The sequence below is a fragment of the Cytobacillus purgationiresistens genome, from assembly GCF_030813235.1.
GTDB classification, from domain to species: domain Bacteria; phylum Bacillota; class Bacilli; order Bacillales; family Cytobacillaceae; genus Cytobacillus; species Cytobacillus purgationiresistens.
This window is the reverse complement of record NZ_JAUSUB010000032.1, coordinates 18,367-40,170: the sequence shown is the minus strand read 5'-3', so window position 1 is coordinate 40,170 and position 21,804 is coordinate 18,367. Positions and strand designations below refer to the sequence as shown.

Here is a 21,804-nt window from a genome sequence, read left to right as displayed (position 1 = left end):
GTAAACCCGTTCTTAAGACTGACATTTTTAGTATCAGTTACTTTACTCGAATGGATGTTTAGAAACCCATCGGATACGGGAAATTAAAAAGATTAAAAGAAAAATACTAGAGGATTATTTTTAGAAGGGAAAAATCAAAATGACTAAAATGAAAGTATACGACTTTATCGGTATCGGAATTGGTCCATTTAATCTAAGTCTTGCAGCACTGGCTGACCCGATCGATTCTATTAATGGAATCTTTTTTGAACAGGAAGAAAAATTCATATGGCATCCAGGGATGCTTATTGAAGGAACTGATTTGCAGTCACCCTTCCTTGCTGATTTAGTAACATTTGCTGACCCCACAAGCCCTTTTACTTTTTTAAATTACTTACATAAGCATGAACGGTTGTATGCTTTTTATTTTTTTAATCGCTTTGCCATTCCAAGACGCGAATATAGTGATTATTGCCACTGGGCTTCTCAACAACTATCCTCATGTCATTTTAGTAAAAGAGTCGAAGATGTTAAACAATTGAAAGATGGGACATTTGAGGTGAAGGTAAGGTCATTGGATAATGATGAAACCTCAATTTTCCACTCAAAACATATTATCCTCGGAACAGGCAGTGTTCCTATGATACCATCCGATCTCGATCATGACTGGCCGAAAAGCGATGTGGTTCACACAAGCATGTATTTAGATCAAGAAGTGGCAATTAAAGACGGAAAATCAGTGACTGTAATTGGATCAGGGCAAAGTGCAGCTGAAATATTTTATGATTTATTACAGGATCAAAAAAAGCGTGGCTACTCATTATCATGGTTTACCCGCTCCACTGGCATATTCCAAAAAGAAGATGCCAAATTAGGTCGGGAATTCTTTTCTCCAGAATACATTGATTACTTCCATCAACTTGATTTCCCCAACCGACTTGAGGCTTTAGATGGACTGCACCAGGTGAGAAATGGGATTGATCCAGAAATGCTGAAGAAAATTTACGAGCTATTATACCATCGTTCCATTCCAAGCGAAGAGCTATCAGTGACCATCCAGCCACTAACCGAGGCGAATCACGTTACAAAGCACGATGACGGATATCAATTAAGCTTGCGCCAGTGGCAGATGGATAAAGAGTTTAAGCATATCTCAGACAAAATCGTCTTGGCTACGGGATATAAACCCGCGATTCCAGAGTGGATATCTCGATTCGCTGACGATATTATTTGGGAGGCTGAAAAACGTTTCAAGGTAACAGAGGATTATTATATTGCTTTTAAAAAGGAACAAAAAAATCGCATTTATACGCTCACTAACCTCGAGCACACTCATGGCGCCAGTGCAACAAATTTAGGTTTGTCAGTATTGAGGAATCAAAAGATCATTAACTCATTGGCAGGGAAGACGATATACCCTATTCCTGAGCGGTCAGTATTTCAACAATTTTCACAAGATGAATGATTTAAAAGGGAATGCACTGACCCTACTCTTATTAGGCAGGTGGATGGCACGTCCTCTAAAAATACTTAGAGCCGCAATGGCTAACTATTCAAGTTCTGCTCTATCCTGGATTATATGTGTTACTGGTCTCGCCTAATCTTTAATCGAACCTTTTTTCCTTCTAATTCAATTTGACTTGAAAAAACAAAAAAAGAGACGAACCTTTATAGTTCGTCTCTTTCGTATCTATTAACCGATTGAACCTTCCATCTCGAACTTAATAAATTGGGATTTCAGAGTGTATCAAAATTATCTGAAATTCTTATTCTTTCAGGGGAATCATTATACTCACTTCAAAATATATGATAGTTTATTAACTTTAGTCGGCACAAACAAATTGTATTTTTTATGAATATCCGTGTCAAATAATTACGATTGAGAGAATTCGAACCTCCACGAGTTTAACCTCACTAAGCCCTCAATTCCGTGGATCGGTGTTAAAACTAACAATCACTTGTTTTCGTTGCAAACAGTTACACGTTCTTCACTCAATATCAGTCACTAATAAAACGCGTGGTGAAGATATGGTGAACCTCAACATACCATTTACTTCACCACTCTGAGACCTTTTATGAATTTAACCCTACTATAAAACAAGAATATTATCTAGAATACATACAAAATTATTCGTTCCTCCGTGAAGTCGACTGGTAATAAAACCCACTTAATTAAATTTCACAAGTTTTCATAATTTGTGTTATAGCTTGGTCAATTGATATATAACTTATTCCATCTCTTGCCTGTGTAGAAATTCCATACATAAAAGCTTCTATCATCGTGCACAAAACATCTGACCTTATTTCTCTAGTTATCTCTCCGTTTTCTTGCCCTCTTATTATACAATCTTCTAAATTGATCCTAACTAAGGAACGTTCTTTAAAGACAATATCACGTACATGATTATTTTTTTCTGAACAAACATTTGCTGATAATACCAACATACAACCAGAAGGATGGCTAGAATCTGTCTGCATTTTGGCTGTCTGTCTTAAAGCTTTTTCTATTGCTACTTTAGATTTAATCGACGTGTCAGCTAAACAATCAGTCACTTTACCATAAGAAGTGTTATAACGATCAATAACTTCTTTGAACAGGTTCTCTTTAGAACCGAATGCTGCATAAAAACTTGCTGATGATATGCCCATCGCTTCTTTAAGCTGTGTAAGAGACGTAGATTCAAAACCTTGCTCCCAATATAAAACCATCGCTTTAGAAATTGCTAATTCTTTGTCAAATACACGTGGTCGTCCTGTTCGAGCCATACGCCCACCTCCTTGAATGCTTACTTATATACTAATTGATCCATAAATAATTGACAACCATAAAAAAATAGAATAATATATGGATTGATCAATCCATATATATTGAAAGGAGCCTTAGACTAAAAACATAAAATTACAAAAAGGAGATCTATTAGAATGTCTGTTATTAGCCACACTCAAGATTCTAACCCTAAATTGCCATGGCTTAGTTTATTGGCACTTTCAATGGCTGGTTTTATCTGTATAATGACTGAGACTGTTCCAGCCGGTTTACTTCCTCACATTAGTAATGGATTAAGTGTTTCTACTTCACTTGCAGGACAGTTAGTTACCTTATATGCAATTGGATCACTTGTAGCCGCTATACCGGTCACATTTGCAACCCAAAGCTGGAAGAGAAAACCACTACTTCTTTTTGCAATTGGACTGTTTTTTATATTTAATACTGTTACAGCCTTATCTTCAAATTACACTTTAACTTTAGTTGCTCGCTTTTTTGCAGGTGTAGGAGCTGGAATTGTCTGGAGCATGCTAACTGGATATGCAAGAAGGATGGTTCCCCAAGAATTAAAAGGTCGAGCTACAGCAATAGCTATGGTGGGAACACCTATAGCTCTTAGTTTAGGGGTACCGATTGGTACTATTTTAGGAGAATCCTTAGGTTGGAGACCTGTTTTTATAATAATGTCGATATTAGCTTTTATCTTAATCATATGGATTATAGCTAAAGTTCCTGACTTCCCTGGTAATTCAAGTGGAAATCGGGTAAGTATTTATAAAGTGTTCACCATTTCTGGAGTACGTCCTATTTTATCTGTTGTTCTCCTATGGATGATTGCTCATAACATCTTATACACATATATTGCACCATTTCTTGTAGAAATGAACTTAGGTTCAAAAGTGGGTATCTCATTATTTATCTTCGGTGGTCTTTCACTTATTGGTATATGGATTACTGGAGTTCTTATTGATAAAAAGCTTCGACTACTTATCTTATTAAGTCTAATTGGTTTCTCATTGACTACTTTGTTATTCCAATTCATGGGTGGATATCCAGCCAGTATTTTCGTTGGTATTGCACTATGGGGAATAACATTTGGTGGTGCTGCAACTTTATTGCAAACTGCGCTAGCTCAATCAGTAGGAGAAAATAATGTAGACATCGCAATGTCCATGAATACCACCGTTTGGAATGCAGCTATTGCAGGTGGAGGTATTATAGGAGGTATTTTATTAGACTCATTTGGAAGCAATTCTTTCCCACTAGCTATTTTTATACTTACCATTTTAGCGATTGTTATCGTCACCTCTAACAAAAAGCATGCTTTCGTAAAACAATAGTCTATTTATATAAACCCGACTAGAATTGTTGTAGACAAAGTAGTCGGGTTTTTTATTTGAATGAAGCTGAAGCCTTTTATTATAATATAAATATAAATTCACATGAAAATAAAATTAATCTTTTTAAAAAGGTAAGGTTATAATGTAGCAATGTCCACGGTACCCATAAATCCTATCGTTGAAATGAAGTTTTATTGATACAAATAAATAAGTACCAAAGCTTTAAAATGAACTATGCCCCATTCTTCGGACAGTATAAAAAAGTGCCTAAACAGCTAATAGGTGTCCCGTATTGTACCGGGGCCATTTTCTTTAGTCCTCATTGGTAACGACACACATTGTATTCAATAGGTAAGAACCCTGACCTAGTTGAAGAATTAGATCAGTTTAAATCATTACAGTATAAATTAATTTCAAAGTACCATACATTTAAGCCGAGCGATGATAATATCATTTTTCAAAACCCTTTGGGTAACTACTTAACGCCATCTGTGGTTAGAGAAGTCATAAAAGGTCACTGTACAAGTGCAGGTGTTTCAAATAAAGGTACTCATGGATTTAGACATACTCATGCAGTATTACTATTAGAAGCGGGTGCAAGCTTATTATATGTATCCAAATGGCTAGGACATAAATCAACAGACATTACTTCTAGCACCTACTTAGATGTTACTAATAAAATAGAAGAAGACGAACTAGAAAAGTTCGCCTCCTACACTAAAAGGTAATCTAAATCGGCACAAAATCGGCACGCTTCAAAATCCTCATATATAATTCTATCCAAAACCCGTTACAAATGAAGGTTTTAGCTTATTACCCGATTGAACCTTCCATCTCGAACTTGATTAGACGGTTCATTTCTACTGCATATTCCATTGGAAGTTCTTTTGTGAATGGCTCAATGAAGCCCATTACGATCATTTCTGTCGCTTCTTCTTCAGAAATCCCACGGCTCATGAGGTAGAATAATTGTTCTTCAGATACCTTAGATACCTTTGCTTCGTGCTCTAATGAAATATTGTCATTCATGATTTCATTGTAAGGAATCGTATCAGAAGTAGACTGGTTATCCATAATTAATGTATCACATTCGATATTTGAACGTGCTCCATCAGCTTTGCGTCCGAATTGCACGATACCGCGGTAAGTAACTTTACCACCGTGCTTAGAGATTGATTTTGATACAATTGTGGAAGAAGTGTTTGGTGCTAAATGAAGCATTTTTGCACCTGCATCCTGATGCTGACCTTTACCAGCTAATGCAATTGAAAGGGTCATACCACGTGCGCCTTCTCCTTTTAAGATAACGGCTGGATATTTCATTGTTAATTTAGAACCGATATTACCGTCAATCCACTCCATAGTCGCGTTAGCATCACATACCGCGCGTTTGGTAACTAGGTTGTAAACATTGTTCGCCCAGTTTTGGATAGTAGTGTAACGGCAATAAGCATCCTTCTTGATGATGATTTCAACAACTGCACTATGAAGTGAGTTTGTTGTATACACCGGCGCTGTACATCCTTCAACATAGTGTACATGTGCCCCTTCATCAACAATGATTAATGTACGCTCGAATTGTCCCATATTCTCAGAGTTAATACGGAAATATGCTTGTAAAGGCGTATCAACTTTTATACCTTTTGGTACATAGATGAAAGATCCACCAGACCAAACCGCAGAGTTTAATGCTGAAAATTTGTTATCTGTTGGAGGAATTACCTTAGCCCAGTGCTCGCGGAAAATATCTTCATTTTCGCGAAGCGCAGAATCAGTATCTTTAAAAATGATTCCTTGTGCTTCAAGGTCTTCCTGCATATTATGGTAAACAACCTCTGATTCATATTGAGCTGATACACCGGCTAAATATTTTTGCTCTGCTTCAGGAATACCTAATTTATCAAACGTTTGTTTAATTTCTTCAGGCACTTCATCCCAAGAGCGCTCAGTTTTTTCAGAAGGCTTTACATAGTAAGTAATTTCATCAAAGTTTAATGACGCTAAATCTCCGCCCCATTGTGGCATCGGCATCTTATAGAAATGCTCTAAAGATTTCAAACGGAAGTCAAGCATCCATTGCGGTTCTTCCTTCATTTTTGAAATTTCTTCAACTATTTCTTTCGTCAAACCACGTTTTGAGCGGAAAATGGAAACGTCTTTATCGGCAAATCCATATTTATAATCGCCGATTTCAGGCATCTTCTTTGCCATCGTCGTATTCCTCCATTCTTATGATTAGTAATTAAGACAACTAATCAATTTATTTTATATCTCAAGTAGATCGAGCAAAATCTTCTTTTATCCTTCGTTTATGCCTTTTTCCATCGCTTTCCAGGCTAATGTTGCACATTTTATTCTCGCTGGGAACTGAGAGACGCCTTGAAGTGCTTCGATATCACCCAGGTCAATATCATCCTCATATTCTTTACCCTGCATCATGTCAGAAAAAATATGTCCCATTTTTAATGCATCTTCTGTACTTTTACCTTTTATTGCTTGAGTCATCATTGAAGCCGAAGACATGGAAATAGAACAGCCTTCTCCTTCGAACTTGGCATCAGCGACCTTACCATCTTCAAGCTGTAACGTCAATTGAATGCGATCACCACAAGTGGGATTATTCATATTGATTGTTAGACTATCATCCTCAAGAACCCCTTTATTTCTAGGGTTCTTGTAATGATCCATGATGACTTGACGATAAAGGGTATCTAGATTATTAAAAGACATCGCTGAAATACTCCTTTGTTTTAATAAGCCCTTGTGTAAGCTTATCTATATCTTCTTCCGTGTTATATAAGTAGAAGCTTGCTCTTGCTGTAGCCGACTGCTTCAACCATTTCATTAATGGCTGAGCGCAGTGATGGCCTGCACGAACGGCAATTCCTTCAGCGTCTAGGACGGTTGCTACATCGTGTGGGTGAACATCATCAAGGTTAAATGTAACTATGCCCGCACGATTGTTAGCCGTCTTCGGCCCGAAAATTGTCATGCCTTCTACTTCAGATAGTCTTTCCATGGCATAAGCAGCAAGCTTATGCTCATGCGCTTCTATTTCATTAAGGCCAATTTCCTCTAAAAAGTCAATTGCAGCGCCTAACCCAATGGCACTTGCAATAATTGGAGTCCCGCCCTCAAATTTCCAAGGAAGTTCCTTCCAGGTAGATTCATATAATCCGACAAAATCAATCATTTCTCCGCCGAACTCAATTGGCTCCATGTTTTCTAACAGTTGTTTTTTTCCATATAATACGCCGATGCCGGTTGGTCCGCACATCTTATGCCCTGAAAACCCGAGGAAGTCACAGTCTAAATCCTGGACATCCACTTTCATGTGAGGCGTTCCTTGTGCGCCGTCAACTACCATAATGGCGCCATTTTGATGAGCGATTGCAGCGATATCCTTAATCGGATTAATCACTCCAAGTACATTTGAGACTAATGTTACTGATACAATCTTTGTTTGACCCGTAACAGTAGCTTTTACATCCTCAAGAGAAATGGTCCCATCCTCTTGAAGTGGTAAATATTTTAAAGTTGCACCCGTTTGCTTAGCCAGTTGCTGCCATGGGATGATATTGCTGTGGTGCTCCATATAGGAGATGACTATTTCATCCCCTTCATGGAGATTAGCTTTACCATAGCTTGCAGCCACTGTGTTAAGACTAGTAGTTGTACCTCTAGTAAAGATAATTTCTTCGGTTGATTTCGCATTAATAAATTTACGGACTTTTTCCCTGGCGCCTTCATAGCCGTCAGTAGCCCTTGTACCCAGTGTATGCACACCTCTGTGGACATTTGAATTATCCTCACGATAATACTTTTCAATTGCCTCAATTACCTGTCTAGGTTTTTGAGAGGTTGCTCCACTGTCTAAATATACTAATGGATGGCCATTGACTTCTTGATCTAGGATTGGAAACAGTTGGCGAATCTCCCGAGCATTCATTATCTTACTTTCCTTTCAATCACAGCAGTTAATTGCTTTTTAACGCCTTCGATTGGAAGTGCATTTACCACTGGTGCCAAGAATCCGTGAATAACCAAACGCTCCGCCTCTTGTTGGGAAACCCCGCGGCTCATTAGGTAATACAGCTGAAGCGGATCTACACGACCGACTGAAGCGGCGTGACCTGCTGTTACATCATCTTCATCAATAAGAAGAATTGGATTTGCATCTCCGCGTGCTTTTTCACTTAACATAAGTACGCGTGATTCCTGTTCAGCATTAGATTTAGAAGCACCGTGCTCAATCTTCCCAATACCATTGAAGATGGAAGTTGCCGCTTCTTTCATTACACCATGCTTTAAGATATAACCCTCAGAGTTCTTGCCGAAATGAACAACGGTTGTTGTAAAGTTTTGTGTTTGCTTGCCGCGACCTACAACTACAGTTTTAATATCGCCGTATGAACCATCTCCAACGAGATTTGTTAAATTATCTGAAACTGTATTACCATCGTTCATTAAACCGAGTGCCCATTCAATGCGTGCGTCTCTACCAGCTACACCACGACGGTTAACATAGACTGTCGTTCCTATTGCTAAGGTATCTACTGCTCCGTAAACCACTTTCGCATTTGCATTAGCGATTACCTCAGTTACGATGTTGAAAATGCCCTCTGCTTCATCGACTGTTGATACATAGTTTTCAACATATGTGACCGCGCTATTGTCTTCAGCAACCACTAGGACATGATTGAAAAGGTTTGTTTCTTTATCATCATGAATGAATACGGCTTGAATAGGTTCAGTAATTTCCACATTTTTAGGTACATATAGAAACACTCCACCATTTACTAAAGCAGCATGTAAAGCAGTCAATTTATTCTCGTCTACCTTCACGCCATCTTTCATATAATATTTTTGCAGTAGTTCTCCATGATCTCTTGCTGCTGTGAAAATATCAGTGAAAACACCCCCTTTATCCATTACTTCCTTAGATAAAGATATATAAGCTGGTCGGTTATTACGCTGAATATATAAGTTTTGATCTGCTGATTCAAGATTAACTAAATTTCTCACATCTTCTGGAAGGTCATTTAATGAAGCATAATCATCGCTTGCAACGATATGCTTTTCAAATTTCGTGAAATTCCACTTTGTTATATTTGTTTTATCCGGCCTAGGCATCGGTAAGCTTTCCGCTTGATCAAGTGCATTTACACGGAGCTCAGTCATCCATGCCGGCTCGCCCATTTCTTTTGAGAAGGAATTTACATATTCCTTGTCAAATGGTAACTTCGTTTCTGTTGACATAGTGATCCTCCTAACGCTTACGCTTCTTGCCCAACTGTTTCGTCTTCAATACCAAGTTCTTGTTTAATCCAGTCATATCCTTCAGCTTCTAATCGCTGAGCTAATTCTGGACCGCCAGATTTTACAACGCGACCTTGCATCATAACATGCACATGGTCAGGAGTAATATAGTTAAGCAGGCGTTGATAGTGAGTGATGATTAAGCAGCCGAACTCTTCTCCGCGCATTTCATTGATTCCTTTTGAAACAACTTTTAGTGCATCAATATCTAAACCTGAGTCAATTTCATCTAGGATAGCGAATTTTGGTTCAATCATCATCATTTGCAGGATTTCATTGCGTTTTTTCTCTCCGCCAGAGAATCCTTCGTTTAAATAACGTTGAGCCATATTTAGGTCCATTTCAAGATATTCCATTTTGCTGTCCATTTTACGAATGAACTTCATAAGTGAAATCTCTTCACCTTCTTCACGGCGGCTGTTAATAGCCGAACGCAAAAAGTCGGCATTGGTCACGCCACTGATTTCACTTGGATATTGCATAGCTAGGAATAGACCCGCACGAGCACGTTCGTCGACTTCCATTTCAAGCACATCTTTGCCGTCTAAAGTAACGCTTCCTTGAGTTACTTCATACTTAGGGTGGCCCATAATAGCGGAAGATAAAGTTGATTTACCCGTTCCGTTAGGACCCATGATTGCGTGGATCTCTCCACCTTTTATTTCAAGGTTTACACCTTTTAAAATCTCTTTACCTTCGATTGCTACATGAAGGTCTTTAATTGTTAGTGTTGATGCCATATCATAATACCTCCGTCAATAAAAAAGATTTGTATCCATCAGCATATGCCGAAAAGTCTCTATTTCTTAGTTTTATTCTCACTTTATTCTCATTACAATCTTATAACAAATTAAAAGTGATATCAACTCTTTAACCACATTAGACTATATTTCCACTATGACAATGTTGTAAACTGCATTCCTTATATATTATAACCCTTTTTTCTGTACTTGTTCTTGATATCAGCACTTAATTATTTCTTCCCTTAAAATGCCAATTTATGTAATGGAGCACAGTAGTAAAATTAAAAAAGGCAATCGGCCTGTATTGGCCAATTACCTTTATTCATTTTCAATATTTATGAATGTACCTTTCTGTCTAGATCAGCAACCATTCGTTGACTTTTCAAATAATCCTCTTCACGCTTTTGCTCTACTCGCATCCTCACATCTTGTTTCCGACTATACGTTTCATAACCTACTCCATAAGCACCGTGCATAGCCTTTTCCATTTCACTTGTGTAATTCAGCTGTAGCTGACTAATAATGAACCAATCCTTTCAAATTTTTCGCTTTCTGCGAAGTATTTAATACGTTAATAATCGTATCATTAGGAATATACCCTAAACAACATCGATAAAACCTCATTTCCATCCTTATATAAGCAACTCCATTCACATATCGATTGCTGCTCTGCCATTCTTACAATTCAGCCTGCATCCTCTTGTTTATTCAGTGATGCTCACAATTTGAATAAATATTCTGATTTTAATCATTGTACTTGGACAGAATACTTAAAAAAAAAGACTCTTCCTTTATTCGGAGGAGTCTTCTAAACCTTATTTGTTAACTGGCACTACCGCACCTTTATATTGCTCAAGAATGAAATCTTGTATTTCTTTAGAATGCAGCACTTCCAATAAAGCTTTAATTTCTTCTTTATTTTCATCGCCACTGCGTACGGCAATCACATTTACATATGGAGATTCTTCCGCTTCAATAGCAATAGCATCTTCAAGTGGATTTAACCCGGCATCAATTGCGTAGTTCGAATTGATTAGAACAGCGTCCCCTTCGCCATTATTGAAAATTTGTGGAAGAAGTGAAGCTTCATATTCTGTATCAAATTTTAATTTCTTTGGATTGTCTTTAATATCTTCTAAAGTTGCTTCCGTTTTTTCAACATCCGGATTTAATGTGATTAATTTTTCTTTTTCAAGCATTGTTAAAATACGTCCGTGGTCTGGAATAGAATTACTCATAATAATCGTGGCGCCCTCTGGCAGATCGTCTAAGCTCTCATATTTTTCTGAATATACGCCGATTGGTTCAATATGAATACCGCCTGCATTGGTGAAATCATATCCATGTTCAGCCTTTTGTGACTCCAGGTAAGGGATGTGCTGGAAATAGTTCGCATCGATATCTTTTGATTCAAGCGCTTGATTTGGCAATACATAATCTTGGAATGTAGTGATATTAAGTTCAATGCCTTTTTCTTCAAGAAGCGGCTTTGCTTCATTTAAAATTTCTGCATGTGGAACATTCGAAGCACCAATTTTTAATGTAGTCGTTTCAGATGATCCCTCTCCATCACCACTACCATTGTCATTCTCGTCAGATGTGCCGCAAGCTGCAATAAATAATGCTACTGCTACGATTAAAAGCGCTGATAACCATTTTTTCATCATAAATCTCCCCTATCTTTTATCTAATTTTGATGTGATAATGTCTCCAATAAATTGAATGATAAAAACGATGATAAGAATAATCACTGTTGCAACTAAAACGACATCGTTACGGCTTCTTTGGAAACCTTCGAGATAGGCAAGATTTCCGAGTCCACCCGCTCCAATGACCCCAGCCATAGCCGTGTAGCCAACTAGCGCAATGGCTGTAACTGTAATACCAGATACAAGTGCTGGCATCGATTCTGGAATAAGCACCTTCCAAATGATTGTACTCGTTCTTGCACCCATCGATTTCGCTGCTTCAATGACACCTTTATCAATTTCACGAAGGCCGATTTCCACCATGCGCGCATAAAACGGTGCTGCTCCGATTATAAGAGCCGGCAATGCAGCATTTTGTCCAATCATTGTGCCCATTATAAGCTTAGTAAAAGGAATTAAGAGAACAATTAAAATTAAGAATGGTATCGATCTAAATACATTGACAAAGGCGGCAATTACTTTATTAATCACCGGATTTTCCCATATATTACCTTTTGATGTCAAGAAAAGCAATAGACCTAATATAATTCCTAAAATGAAGGTAGCAACAACAGATATACTTGTCATATAAAGTGTTTCTCTAGTCGCTTCCCACATGGACTCCCACTTCACATTTGGCAGCGATTCATTAATCATGGGAAATCACCTCCACTCCGACATTCTCAGAATGGATAAACTCAATTGCTTTAGCAACCTCATCCTTTTCCCCATCCACATGGATGAACAATGTCCCATAAGAACCGCTATGTGTTTGCGAGATTTTCCCTTGCAATACATTCACAGTGACTTGATAATTTCGAATTAAATTAGTAATAAGAGGCTGCTCTGCTGAGTCTCCCACAAAGGCAAGCTGCACAATTTGTCCGTTCGGATATAAATCCACTAAATGCTGAACAGTCTCTTTTGTTTCCTCAGGTTCTGTAACCTGTTGGACAAATCGTTTCGTAATCTCAGCTTGGGGCTTTTTAAAGACATCCAGAACTTTACCCAATTCAACGATCTTCCCATCCTCCATCACTGCTACACGATGACAAATTTTTCGAATCACATGCATCTCGTGGGTGATTAGTACAATCGTTAAGCCAAGTCTTTCATTAATATCTACAAGCAGCTCTAAAATAGAGTCTGTCGTTTGCGGATCAAGTGCAGATGTCGCCTCATCACATAAAAGCACCTTAGGATTATTAGCAAGCGCTCTGGCAATACCCACACGCTGCTTTTGTCCTCCGCTCAACTGTGATGGGTAGGCATCTTCCCTGCCATCCAAACCAACAAGTTTAATTAATTCATTTACCTTTTTAAGCCTTTCACTTTTATCCACTCCTGCTATTTCAAGTGGAAATGAGATGTTTTCTTGAACTGTTCTTGACCAAAGCAGATTAAAATGCTGAAATATCATGCTAATTTCCTGCCTTGCCTTTCTCAGTTTACTTCCTTTAATACTTGATACTTCATTATCCGCAACAAGTACTTGACCTTCAGACGGCAGCTCCAATCCATTTAACATCCGGATGAGCGTACTTTTCCCTGCACCGCTGTAGCCAATCACACCGAAGATTTCGCCTTCAGCGATATCTAGGTTGACATCATCAACCGCACGGACTTGACCAGATTTAGTTGAAAATATTTTCTTTACATTTTTTATTGAAATCAATTTCCTTATTCACCTCTTCTATCCATAAAGCACAAAACGGAATAGCTATCATTAGCGTTTCCAAAAAAACAAAAAATACCTTTCTGCAATGAGCAGAAAGGTATGTATGCTTAATTCCTTTCTCTCATTTGTCAAAGCTATGCTTTGAGTGAATTGGCACCATTTCATAAATGACGGTTGCCGGGCTTCATAGGGCACTTCCCTCCACCACTCTTAATAAGAGTAAATCTATATTTAATTTCATTTTAATTGTATATACTCGTGCTATATTATCATGGATAAGAAGAAAGTGTCAATTATACTAATTACATTTTTACTTATAAAAACAGCTGTTATTACACGCTCGCTTTTAAAGAGTTCTTTCCAGTCGCTGCTTCAATTGCTTGCTCAAGGTCTTCTATTAAATCATCCACATTTTCTATACCAACAGATAGGCGGATAAGATCTTCTGGAACACCCGCTGATTTTAAACCCGCTTCATCAAGCTGCTGGTGCGTAGTACTAGCAGGGTGAATAATTAAGCTTTTCGCATCACCGACATTCGCTACATGGGCCCAAAGTTCAACTTGATTAATTAACTTCGCTCCGGACTCCCTGCCGCCTTCAATACCAAATACTACAACAGCTCCTGCACCTTTAGGGAAATATTTATCTGCCAGGTTTTTATCTGGATGGCGATCATCACCAGGATATAACACCCAGTCAACTGCTGGATGACCTTTTAGATACTCAACTACTTTCTTCGTATTTGCTATATGTTCCTTCATTCTCACATGCAAGGTTTCTAATCCAAGGGTAAACTGAAATGCATTTTGAGCACTTAAAGATGGACCTAAGTCTCTCAGCAATTGAACACGCGCCTTGGTAATATAAGCAACAGGACCAAGCGCTTCGCTATAAACGATATCATGATAGCTTGCATCCGGATCATTTAATCCTGGAAATTTTGGTGACTTCCAATCAAACTTTCCACCATCTACAATAATACCTCCCATTGTTGTTCCATTCCCTAACAACCACTTTGTAGCTGAGTGAACAACAATATCTGCTCCATGTTCAATTGGTCGGCACAAGTATGGAGTTGCAAAAGTATTATCAACTATTAATGGTATCCCATGATTATGAGCTACCTTTGCAACTGCCTCAATATCCAATACCTTTAAACTCGGATTCCCAATTGTTTCTGCGAAAACGGCTTTGGTTTTCTCAGTTATTGCCTCTTCAAAATTCTTCGGATCACTAGGATCTACAAGCTTTACAACGATTCCATACCTTGGAAGTGTCACCGTGAAAAGATTATAAGTCCCTCCATACAAATTGGCTGCAGCCACTATTTCATCACCTGCTTGGGTGATATTTAACAATGATAAGGTAATGGCAGCCTGACCGCTTGAAACAGCTAAAGCACCTGAACCACCTTCTAGCAACGAAACCCTTTCTTCAAAAACCGTCACAGTAGGGTTATGTATCCTGGAATAGATATAACCTTCCTCTTTTAATCCAAATAGGTTCGCTGCATGCTCGGTGTTTTTAAATTGATAAGCATTATTTTGATAGATAGGTACAGCCCTTGCTCCCGTAACTGGATCAGGCTTCAACCCTCCATGAACACCAATTGTTTCAAATCGTAAACTTTTCTGTTTTTCTGACATCTTACATCTCTCCTTTCTAATAGTTGAAAAGAAAAGACTTAAAAGCCCTCTTCATCAAGAAGAGGGCTATATCATCTCTTCTTATCTTTCAGAGCATTGCTCTGCTGGAATTAGCACCGTGTTATTACCGGTTGCCGGGCTTCAAAGGGCCAGTCCCTCCACCTCTCTGGATAAGAATATTAAATTTTTTATTTACAACCTGATATTACCAAATAGTTATTTAATCGTCAAGATAATTTTTAAATTTTCCAAAATTTATATTTGGTTTATTTAAAAAAAGGATGGATTCTAGAAGCAATGCATTTCTAAAGGTAGATTGAAGGGTTAACTCTTCATTTGCTTGTGCTTCTCTTAGTCTTTTTTCACCATTGAAAATAGCGGATATTATCTCTCTTGATCCCGAGAGCAAAATATCATAATCTTGCAGACTATTTCTTAAAATCGTTAGTTTATCGGGTGTAAGCCTTAATGAGAATTCCTCTTCCATTTGAATATAGATGGTAACAGGATTTCTCAAAAGCAGATGACTATGTTCCCTTTCGATATATATTTCATTAAAAGCAGAAGCCAGCTTTAGCATTACACCACTCCATTTCAACATAACTATCCACAATTTTATAGAAACAAAGTATTACCCCCTTAGTATTTCTCAATATATCCTTAATTTCCTCTTCTATCCATTCGACTTTTTAATTAAAAGCTGAACGAAAATATGAAGGATTCCCCCAGCATTCTTTTCATTTCCCGAGAAATATGTCAGTTTGAGTTCTGTAGCTATTTAAATATAGCGGATATTGTAACTCTCTGATGTAAAATAACCTCAAAATAAATTTCTTTTCACATTGGATACAAGATGGAAATAACGTTCAATATATATGCAGATGAGAGTGAGGAAGGGTAATTAAATGTCCGTTTATCCTATGGTGAGGCTGATTAAGACCTTCAACATTTCCTTTAGATGATTGTCTAGATTCGATTCACAAACAAAAAAGGCCAAAGATTTTCTTTGACCTAGACAAACTGCTTCATTTTTATTTGTTCTAATAGGTAAGGAACAGAGTGAAATGCATAGATTTTATCTATTGGTATCCCATCTTTCAACATGATTAAACAGGGAACACTTTCAATTTCCCAACGTTCTGCTAACTCAGGAAAGTAGTTTAAATCAGCTTTCCCAATCTTTAGGTGGGGAAGCAACTCCTCTGTAATAGTAAGCATTTTCCCAGCTACTTGGCAGGTTCCGCACATGGGTGTGTATAAATAGAATAAAACTGTTTGATCTTCCTTAATTATCCGATTCAGTTCCTCTTGTGACCACTCTTGCATGAAATCATCCTCTATCTAAAAACTCAGTGTAAATATCAATATCTGCACCAATTAACACAGTTGCTAAATGATGCTCAGGAGCTGTTGCAACCTCTTTATACATTTTATCAATGTATAAATGCTCAGCTTCTGGAAGTTCGCTCTTAAACTGTCGACGGAGCTTTTCACCAGCCGCATCTGCATCCACCAATATATATACATCCTTATCGATCAATATGTCAATCAATTCGTCTAACTTCGACAAGCCTAGCGTACCATTGGTACATATAATTTCAATCGGCTCTCTAATAATATTTTCCACTTTCCGTTTATCAGACTTGCCTTCAACAATTATTACCTTCTCCAACAATTCTCTCTTCATCTTCATCACCTAAAAACTGTGTAGTATAGTGTCACATTGCAGCTTTTTTCAATGCCAGATGCTTTATCTTACTATATTCAGTATTCGATTTAATCGTGTTGAAGTCCTGCTTAATCATGCTAGTTAGGTTGCCCGTTTTTTTAGAAACGATAAAGAAAAGCAGACTCGTACTTGTCATATATGTGGGTAACTTGTGTATAAACCTATCATGTTTATACATGATCCTTTTTAACAAGATTTCTGGTGGCTTTCATGCCTTTTTTTCCCTGTTATTCACAAGTTCTCGATTTTGAAGCAGCTGATTTTCAGTCGTTTAAATTTCCATGATCTCTACAGGTATGGGCATGGATTTTCATGGAGTTAGATACCTAGAATTGTTTCTTCGTCAGGGGACTAAATACTTTAAATAGTTCCCCCAACGGCATAATTCTCTTCGTTTGGGGCATTAGTTGACCCAACTAGTTCTCTTAGCGAGTTGATTCTCTTCGTTTAAGATGCTAGACGAGCCAACTAATTCCCATTACAGTTTGATTTTCTTCACCCCTATATTAGCACCATTTCTCACTCTTCGTTATAGACATAAAGAAAGTGAGGTTAAATACATATTCTATCCACAATATAAGGATATTCTCTAATCAGCATGTATTTATGCACAACTATACCCACAATTCTTAAAATTCTGGGGACAGTTCCTACAATATGGTTTTTCATTTTAACATTATATTGTGGATAAGTAGCTGTTCAATGCATACCTTTTAGACAAATTAAAAACACCCTAACCGAATTCGGCTAGGGCGTGGTATATCAAATTAGTCTTCTTTAACCATTTCTTCGTATTTCTCAGCACTCATAAGGTTGTCCATTTCACTTGAATCCGAAGGCTCAACAACAATCATCCATGCTTTTTCATAAGGAGATTCGTTAACAAACTCAGGGCTGTCACTTAACTCTTCATTGATTTCTACAATTTTACCACTGATTGGAGCGTAAAGCTCAGAAACGGTTTTAACAGATTCTACACTACCAAATGGCTCGTCAGCAGTTACTTCGTCTCCTACTTCAGGAAGCTCAACGAAAACGATGTCTCCTAATTCAGATTGCGCAAAGTCAGTAATACCAATACGGACTTTTTCTCCTTCTGTTTTTACCCACTCATGCTCTTCTGAATAACGTAATTCTTTAGGTGTGTTCATTATAATACCCTCCATTGATGGTTATTTATTTTATGATCGAATGATCGATCTTTCCCAAATTTTTGACGCAACAAAGCCTATAATATAAACTGCCTGTGGTCAGTTTGAGCTCCATACTTGATCAAACTCTTCTTCTTTAAAACCTACAGTTACCTTTTCTCCATCATACATTAGCGGACGTTTAATCAACATCCCATCAGACGAAAGCAGGTCAAGGAGCTCTTTATTAGAAGCCGTTTTTACCTTATCCTTTAATCCAAGCTCACGATACTTCTGTCCACTCGTATTAAAGAATTTTTTTATATCCAATCCGCTTTTTTTGTACATCTCTTCTAACTTAGCACGAGATGGCGGATTTTCAACAATATGTATCTCTTCATAAGATATTTGATGTTCATCGAGCCATTTTTTGGCTTTTCGACAAGTCCCGCATTTGGGATACCAATAAAAAGTTAGCGCCATGTTTTCACCACCCTATCTTATCATACCTTAATATTTTTATACCATAACCTTGAATTAGAATACCACATTTTCTTTCATTTTCATAATGATAATTATAATAATTCTTATATAAAAACAAAAATAATTAGAAATGCGGAAACGCCTTGTTCAGCCCCGACAATCTTCATTAAACAGATAAAGCTCCCCTCATCGTGAAGGGAGCTCTAACTCAACATTCAATTACAGCACATACCGCTCTGTATCAATGAGTTTCACTGATGCTTCGCGTTTTTTCGCAATGACATTAGTTGGGGTGTGGCGAGTGAATTTGCGAAGAGCTGACATCATCATGCGCAGACCATCACCATCTTCAACTGCTACAAGTGTTTCTTTCGCAATTTGTTCAATTTCATTGAACGCCTCTTGACAGAAGATTTGAGTATAAAGGAGTTTTTGGTTTGCTTTTTCTACTCCGTCTTTTTCAATTGCTTTTTCTGTACGTAGCACTGCTGATTCCATTGCATACGCATTTGATACGAGATCAGCAATATTCACAAGAACCTCTTGTTCGCTTTCAAGTGCCTTACCATATTTCTGCGCACCTAGACCCGCTGATAATAACGCAATTTTCTTCGCGTTTTTCACCAAGTATTTTTCTTGTGCCAATGGCTCATCACCTGGCTCTTCAGGCATCATCATCATTAGTTCTTCTTGAAGTGCTTGTGCTTTTTCAAATAGTGGCAATTCGCCTTTGAAAGCTTTACGCAAGAATGTGCTTGGTACTAAGAGACGGTTGATTTCATTTGTTCCTTCAAAGATACGGTTGATACGAGAATCACGATACGCTCTTTCCACTTCATATTCAGCCATGAAACCATAACCACCGTGAAGCTGAACTGCCTCATCCACAACATAATCGAGTACTTCTGATGCGAAGAACTTATTGAGTGAACATTCAATAGCATACTCTGCGATTGATTTCGCCACTTCTTTTCCGTCTTTTACTTCTTCATCAGACAGTTTGCTCATACGATCCTCGAATAAACCAACTGTACGATAAACAGAAGCTTCAGCTGCATATAATTTTGATGCCATTGAACCGAATTTTTCTTTTGTTAAGTTAAATTGAGAAATTGGTGTTTTAAATTGTTGGCGCTGGTTCGCATATTGTACGCCCAATTCTAAACCGCGTTTTGATGCTCCAACCGCTCCTACTCCTAATTTATAACGTCCGATGTTAAGAATATTGAAGGCGATTACGTGACCACGGCCAAGTTCACCTAACAGGTTTTCTTTTGGAACAAGTGCATCTCCCAAGATTAATGTACGAGTAGAAGAGCTCTTAATACCCATTTTCTTTTCTTCGGCACCAACAGATACGCCAGGGAAATCTCTTTCCACGATGAATGCTGTGAATTTATCTCCATCTACTTTCGCATATACAACGAATACATCAGCAAAGCCGGCATTTGTAATCCATTGCTTTTCACCGTTTAATACATAATGTGTACCTTCAGCATTTAATTTCGCTGTTGTTTTTGCTCCAAGTGCATCAGAGCCCGAACTTGGCTCAGTTAAAGCGTAGGCTGCAAGCTTTTCACCAGTAGCTAGAACTGGTAAGTACTTTTGCTTTTGTTCTTCATTTCCGAATAACACGATTGGTAATGAACCGATTCCTACATGCGCACCGTGAGAGATTGAGAATCCGCCGGCACGAGCCATTTTTTCTGAAATTAATGCTGAACTAATTTTATCAAGACCTAGTCCGCCGTACTCTTCAGGAACGTCCGCTCCTAATAGCCCTAACTCTCCTGCTTGTTTCAATAGCTTAACTGAGCGATCAAACTCATGGTTTTCAAGATATTCTACTTGAGGAAGCACTTCATTAGAAACAAAGTCCTCTGTAGTTTTGGCAATCATTTTTTGCTCGTCATTATAATCTTCGGGTGTAAATACTTGATCATTTGTCACATCTTCAATTAAAAAGCTTCCACCTTTGATTAAGTTATCTGTTTGGTTCGACATCTTTCATTCCTCCAATATTTTATTAGACTAACCACAGCTGCCTCCTTAGTAAAACCTTTTGGGAAGGCTGAGGTTTATAGAAACAAGAGCCATAATTAAAGTAGTTCAAACACGCCTGCTGCGCCCATTCCGCCGCCAATACACATAGTTACAACACCGAACTGTTGGTTCTGACGTTTCATTTCATGAATGAGTGATAATGTTAACTTTGAACCAGTACATCCTAGTGGATGACCTAAAGCTATCGCGCCGCCATTAACATTGACCTTTTCTTCATCGAGGCCAAGCTCACGAATGATTTGGATTGATTGGGAAGCAAAGGCTTCGTTTAGTTCAAATAATCCGATATCTGAAATCTCTAATCCAGCAAGTTTTAGCGCTTTTGGAATCGCAACGATTGGCCCAATTCCCATAATTTCAGGTGGAACTCCCCCGACTGCAAACGACCTGAATTTCACAAGTGGTTTTAATCCTTGGGCATCAGCCTTTTCTCTATCCATAACCAATACTGCTGCTGCTCCATCACTTGTCTGAGAAGAATTTCCTGCCGTTACAGATCCTTTAATATTGAATGCTGGTCTAAGCTTTCCTAATGTTTCAGCAGAAGAATCAGCTCGAACACCTTCATCCTGGCTGAACTGGATCATTTTCTCGGAAATCTTGTTATCTGCTCCAACTTTTCTAATCGTTACCTCAACTGGCACGATTTCATCAGCAAATTTACCTTCACTGATAGCCTTTGCTGCTTTCTGATGGCTGCGAACTGCGAATGCATCTTGATCTTCTCGTGAAATACCGTACTTCTTAGCTACTTCTTCAGCTGTATGCCCCATACCCATATAGTATTCAGGCGCTGTTTCAGCTAATTTAGAATTTGGACGGACGACATGGCCCATCATCGGCACAAGGCTCATCGATTCGGCTCCGCCAGCAATGATTGTATCTGCGTGACCAATCATAATTTTCTCTGCTGCATTGGCAATAGATTGTAATCCAGATGAACAATATCTATTAATTGTGATGGCTGGGACAGTATGAGAAAGTCCTGCTAAAGCCCCTATATTTCTCGCCATGTTCAGGCCTTGCTCAGCTTCAGGCATTGCACAGCCTATAATTAGATCATCGATATTTCCTCCGTAATTACCTGCTCGTTTCAATGTTTCTTTAACAACTAGTGCACCTAAATCATCCGGTCTTACGTTAGCGAGTGATCCTTTTTTCGCCTTGCCAACCGGGGTACGGGCACCTGCGACGATTACCGCTTCTCTCATCTTGTTCCCTCTCCTTCTATTGGT

Annotated in this window: 22 protein-coding genes and 2 riboswitches; of the genes, 3 read left to right on the top strand and 19 right to left on the bottom strand. The window is 38.2% G+C overall.

Annotation, left to right across the window (positions count from 1 at the left end; genetic code table 11):
- Positions 1–139: 139 nt before the first annotated feature.
- Positions 140–1,444 carry a lysine N(6)-hydroxylase/L-ornithine N(5)-oxygenase family protein gene (locus J2S17_RS23960; RefSeq protein WP_307478626.1) on the top strand — a complete coding sequence of 435 codons (1,305 nt, stop codon included), beginning with the start codon at positions 140–142 and terminating at the stop codon, positions 1,442–1,444.
- Between the two features lie 707 nt (positions 1,445–2,151).
- On the opposite strand, the gene J2S17_RS23955 is transcribed toward J2S17_RS23960, so the two are convergent.
- Positions 2,152–2,745 carry a TetR/AcrR family transcriptional regulator gene (locus J2S17_RS23955; protein ID WP_307478624.1) on the bottom strand — a complete coding sequence of 198 codons (594 nt, stop codon included), beginning with the start codon at positions 2,743–2,745 and terminating at the stop codon, positions 2,152–2,154.
- A 156-nt stretch (positions 2,746–2,901) separates the two neighbouring features.
- On the opposite strand from J2S17_RS23955, the gene J2S17_RS23950 reads away from it, so the two are divergent.
- Positions 2,902–4,086: an MFS transporter gene (locus J2S17_RS23950; RefSeq protein ID WP_307478622.1), complete on the top strand. Its 1,185-nt coding sequence runs from the start codon at positions 2,902–2,904 to the stop codon at positions 4,084–4,086.
- 338 nt (positions 4,087–4,424) lie between these two features.
- A complete protein-coding gene (locus J2S17_RS23945) occupies positions 4,425–4,814 on the top strand; it encodes a tyrosine-type recombinase/integrase (RefSeq protein ID WP_307478620.1) in 390 nt (129 codons plus the stop codon).
- Between the two features lie 85 nt (positions 4,815–4,899).
- On the opposite strand, the gene sufB is transcribed toward J2S17_RS23945, so the two are convergent.
- From sufB to J2S17_RS23855, 18 genes are all read right to left on the bottom strand, one after another.
- A complete protein-coding gene (gene sufB / locus J2S17_RS23940) occupies positions 4,900–6,297 on the bottom strand; it encodes a Fe-S cluster assembly protein SufB (protein ID WP_307478617.1) in 1,398 nt (465 codons plus the stop codon).
- A gap of 87 nt (positions 6,298–6,384) precedes the next feature.
- Positions 6,385–6,816 carry a Fe-S cluster assembly sulfur transfer protein SufU gene (gene sufU, locus J2S17_RS23935; RefSeq protein WP_307478615.1) on the bottom strand — a complete coding sequence of 144 codons (432 nt, stop codon included), beginning with the start codon at positions 6,814–6,816 and terminating at the stop codon, positions 6,385–6,387.
- A complete protein-coding gene (locus J2S17_RS23930; RefSeq protein ID WP_307478612.1) occupies positions 6,806–8,035 on the bottom strand; it encodes a cysteine desulfurase in 1,230 nt (409 codons plus the stop codon). The genes sufU and J2S17_RS23930 overlap by 11 nt, the downstream gene beginning before the upstream one ends.
- A complete protein-coding gene (gene sufD / locus J2S17_RS23925; protein WP_307478610.1) occupies positions 8,035–9,345 on the bottom strand; it encodes a Fe-S cluster assembly protein SufD in 1,311 nt (436 codons plus the stop codon). The genes J2S17_RS23930 and sufD overlap by 1 nt, the downstream gene beginning before the upstream one ends.
- Positions 9,346–9,362: 17 nt before the next feature.
- Positions 9,363–10,145 carry a Fe-S cluster assembly ATPase SufC gene (gene sufC / locus J2S17_RS23920; protein ID WP_307478607.1) on the bottom strand — a complete coding sequence of 261 codons (783 nt, stop codon included), beginning with the start codon at positions 10,143–10,145 and terminating at the stop codon, positions 9,363–9,365.
- 338 nt (positions 10,146–10,483) lie between these two features.
- Positions 10,484–10,636: a YuzK family famiily protein gene (locus tag J2S17_RS23915; protein WP_307478604.1), complete on the bottom strand. Its 153-nt coding sequence runs from the start codon at positions 10,634–10,636 to the stop codon at positions 10,484–10,486.
- 327 nt (positions 10,637–10,963) lie between these two features.
- Complete coding sequence (locus tag J2S17_RS23910) at positions 10,964–11,812, bottom strand: MetQ/NlpA family ABC transporter substrate-binding protein (RefSeq protein ID WP_307478601.1); 849 nt, start codon at positions 11,810–11,812, stop codon at positions 10,964–10,966.
- 12 nt (positions 11,813–11,824) lie between these two features.
- Positions 11,825–12,493: a methionine ABC transporter permease gene (locus J2S17_RS23905; protein WP_307478598.1), complete on the bottom strand. Its 669-nt coding sequence runs from the start codon at positions 12,491–12,493 to the stop codon at positions 11,825–11,827.
- Positions 12,486–13,511, bottom strand: coding sequence for a methionine ABC transporter ATP-binding protein (locus tag J2S17_RS23900; protein WP_307478595.1), 1,026 nt, complete (start codon positions 13,509–13,511; stop codon positions 12,486–12,488). The genes J2S17_RS23905 and J2S17_RS23900 overlap by 8 nt, the downstream gene beginning before the upstream one ends.
- A 121-nt stretch (positions 13,512–13,632) precedes the next feature.
- Positions 13,633–13,734: riboswitch (SAM riboswitch) on the bottom strand.
- A gap of 112 nt (positions 13,735–13,846) precedes the next feature.
- Positions 13,847–15,163: an O-acetylhomoserine aminocarboxypropyltransferase/cysteine synthase family protein gene (locus tag J2S17_RS23895; protein WP_307478592.1), complete on the bottom strand. Its 1,317-nt coding sequence runs from the start codon at positions 15,161–15,163 to the stop codon at positions 13,847–13,849.
- Positions 15,164–15,241: 78 nt separating this feature from the next.
- Positions 15,242–15,340: riboswitch (SAM riboswitch) on the bottom strand.
- Between the two features lie 43 nt (positions 15,341–15,383).
- The gene (locus J2S17_RS23890) at positions 15,384–15,650 is read right to left on the bottom strand and encodes a hypothetical protein (protein WP_307478590.1); all 267 of its coding nucleotides are present in this window, start codon (positions 15,648–15,650) and stop codon (positions 15,384–15,386) included.
- 524 nt (positions 15,651–16,174) lie between these two features.
- Complete coding sequence (locus tag J2S17_RS23885) at positions 16,175–16,489, bottom strand: thioredoxin family protein (RefSeq protein ID WP_307478588.1); 315 nt, start codon at positions 16,487–16,489, stop codon at positions 16,175–16,177.
- Positions 16,490–16,493: 4 nt separating this feature from the next.
- The gene (locus J2S17_RS23880; RefSeq protein ID WP_307478584.1) at positions 16,494–16,850 is read right to left on the bottom strand and encodes a ribonuclease M5; all 357 of its coding nucleotides are present in this window, start codon (positions 16,848–16,850) and stop codon (positions 16,494–16,496) included.
- Between the two features lie 31 nt (positions 16,851–16,881).
- Positions 16,882–17,028, bottom strand: coding sequence for a hypothetical protein (locus tag J2S17_RS23875; protein WP_307478582.1), 147 nt, complete (start codon positions 17,026–17,028; stop codon positions 16,882–16,884).
- Between the two features lie 631 nt (positions 17,029–17,659).
- Positions 17,660–18,043 (bottom strand): glycine cleavage system protein GcvH, encoded by a 384-nt coding sequence (gene gcvH, locus J2S17_RS23870; RefSeq protein WP_307478580.1) that lies wholly within the window; start codon positions 18,041–18,043, stop codon positions 17,660–17,662.
- Between the two features lie 99 nt (positions 18,044–18,142).
- Positions 18,143–18,505 (bottom strand): arsenate reductase family protein, encoded by a 363-nt coding sequence (locus tag J2S17_RS23865; protein ID WP_307478578.1) that lies wholly within the window; start codon positions 18,503–18,505, stop codon positions 18,143–18,145.
- Between the two features lie 219 nt (positions 18,506–18,724).
- Positions 18,725–20,509, bottom strand: a complete 1,785-nt coding sequence (locus J2S17_RS23860; RefSeq protein WP_307478575.1) for an acyl-CoA dehydrogenase FadE — start codon at positions 20,507–20,509, stop codon at positions 18,725–18,727.
- Between the two features lie 95 nt (positions 20,510–20,604).
- Entirely contained in the window at positions 20,605–21,780 is a 1,176-nt protein-coding gene (locus J2S17_RS23855) for an acetyl-CoA C-acetyltransferase (RefSeq protein ID WP_307478572.1), read from the bottom strand.
- Positions 21,781–21,804: the final 24 nt, after the last annotated feature.

Coding starts and splice junctions, on each gene's coding strand:
- sufC (WP_307478607.1), bottom strand. CDS start 10,145: ATGGCATCAACACTAACAATTAAAGACCTTCATGTAGCAATCGAAGGT.
- J2S17_RS23955 (WP_307478624.1), bottom strand. CDS start 2,745: ATGGCTCGAACAGGACGACCACGTGTATTTGACAAAGAATTAGCAATT.
- J2S17_RS23950 (WP_307478622.1), top strand. CDS start 2,902: ATGTCTGTTATTAGCCACACTCAAGATTCTAACCCTAAATTGCCATGG.
- J2S17_RS23915 (WP_307478604.1), bottom strand. CDS start 10,636: ATGGAAAAGGCTATGCACGGTGCTTATGGAGTAGGTTATGAAACGTAT.
- J2S17_RS23865 (WP_307478578.1), bottom strand. CDS start 18,505: ATGGCGCTAACTTTTTATTGGTATCCCAAATGCGGGACTTGTCGAAAA.
- sufU (WP_307478615.1), bottom strand. CDS start 6,816: ATGTCTTTTAATAATCTAGATACCCTTTATCGTCAAGTCATCATGGAT.
- gcvH (WP_307478580.1), bottom strand. CDS start 18,043: ATGAACACACCTAAAGAATTACGTTATTCAGAAGAGCATGAGTGGGTA.
- sufD (WP_307478610.1), bottom strand. CDS start 9,345: ATGTCAACAGAAACGAAGTTACCATTTGACAAGGAATATGTAAATTCC.
- J2S17_RS23875 (WP_307478582.1), bottom strand. CDS start 17,028: ATGACAAGTACGAGTCTGCTTTTCTTTATCGTTTCTAAAAAAACGGGC.
- J2S17_RS23855 (WP_307478572.1), bottom strand. CDS start 21,780: ATGAGAGAAGCGGTAATCGTCGCAGGTGCCCGTACCCCGGTTGGCAAG.
- J2S17_RS23960 (WP_307478626.1), top strand. CDS start 140: ATGACTAAAATGAAAGTATACGACTTTATCGGTATCGGAATTGGTCCA.
- J2S17_RS23860 (WP_307478575.1), bottom strand. CDS start 20,509: ATGTCGAACCAAACAGATAACTTAATCAAAGGTGGAAGCTTTTTAATT.
- J2S17_RS23910 (WP_307478601.1), bottom strand. CDS start 11,812: ATGAAAAAATGGTTATCAGCGCTTTTAATCGTAGCAGTAGCATTATTT.
- J2S17_RS23890 (WP_307478590.1), bottom strand. CDS start 15,650: ATGGAAGAGGAATTCTCATTAAGGCTTACACCCGATAAACTAACGATT.
- J2S17_RS23880 (WP_307478584.1), bottom strand. CDS start 16,850: ATGAAGAGAGAATTGTTGGAGAAGGTAATAATTGTTGAAGGCAAGTCT.
- J2S17_RS23885 (WP_307478588.1), bottom strand. CDS start 16,489: ATGCAAGAGTGGTCACAAGAGGAACTGAATCGGATAATTAAGGAAGAT.
- J2S17_RS23930 (WP_307478612.1), bottom strand. CDS start 8,035: ATGAATGCTCGGGAGATTCGCCAACTGTTTCCAATCCTAGATCAAGAA.
- J2S17_RS23895 (WP_307478592.1), bottom strand. CDS start 15,163: ATGTCAGAAAAACAGAAAAGTTTACGATTTGAAACAATTGGTGTTCAT.
- sufB (WP_307478617.1), bottom strand. CDS start 6,297: ATGGCAAAGAAGATGCCTGAAATCGGCGATTATAAATATGGATTTGCC.
- J2S17_RS23905 (WP_307478598.1), bottom strand. CDS start 12,493: ATGATTAATGAATCGCTGCCAAATGTGAAGTGGGAGTCCATGTGGGAA.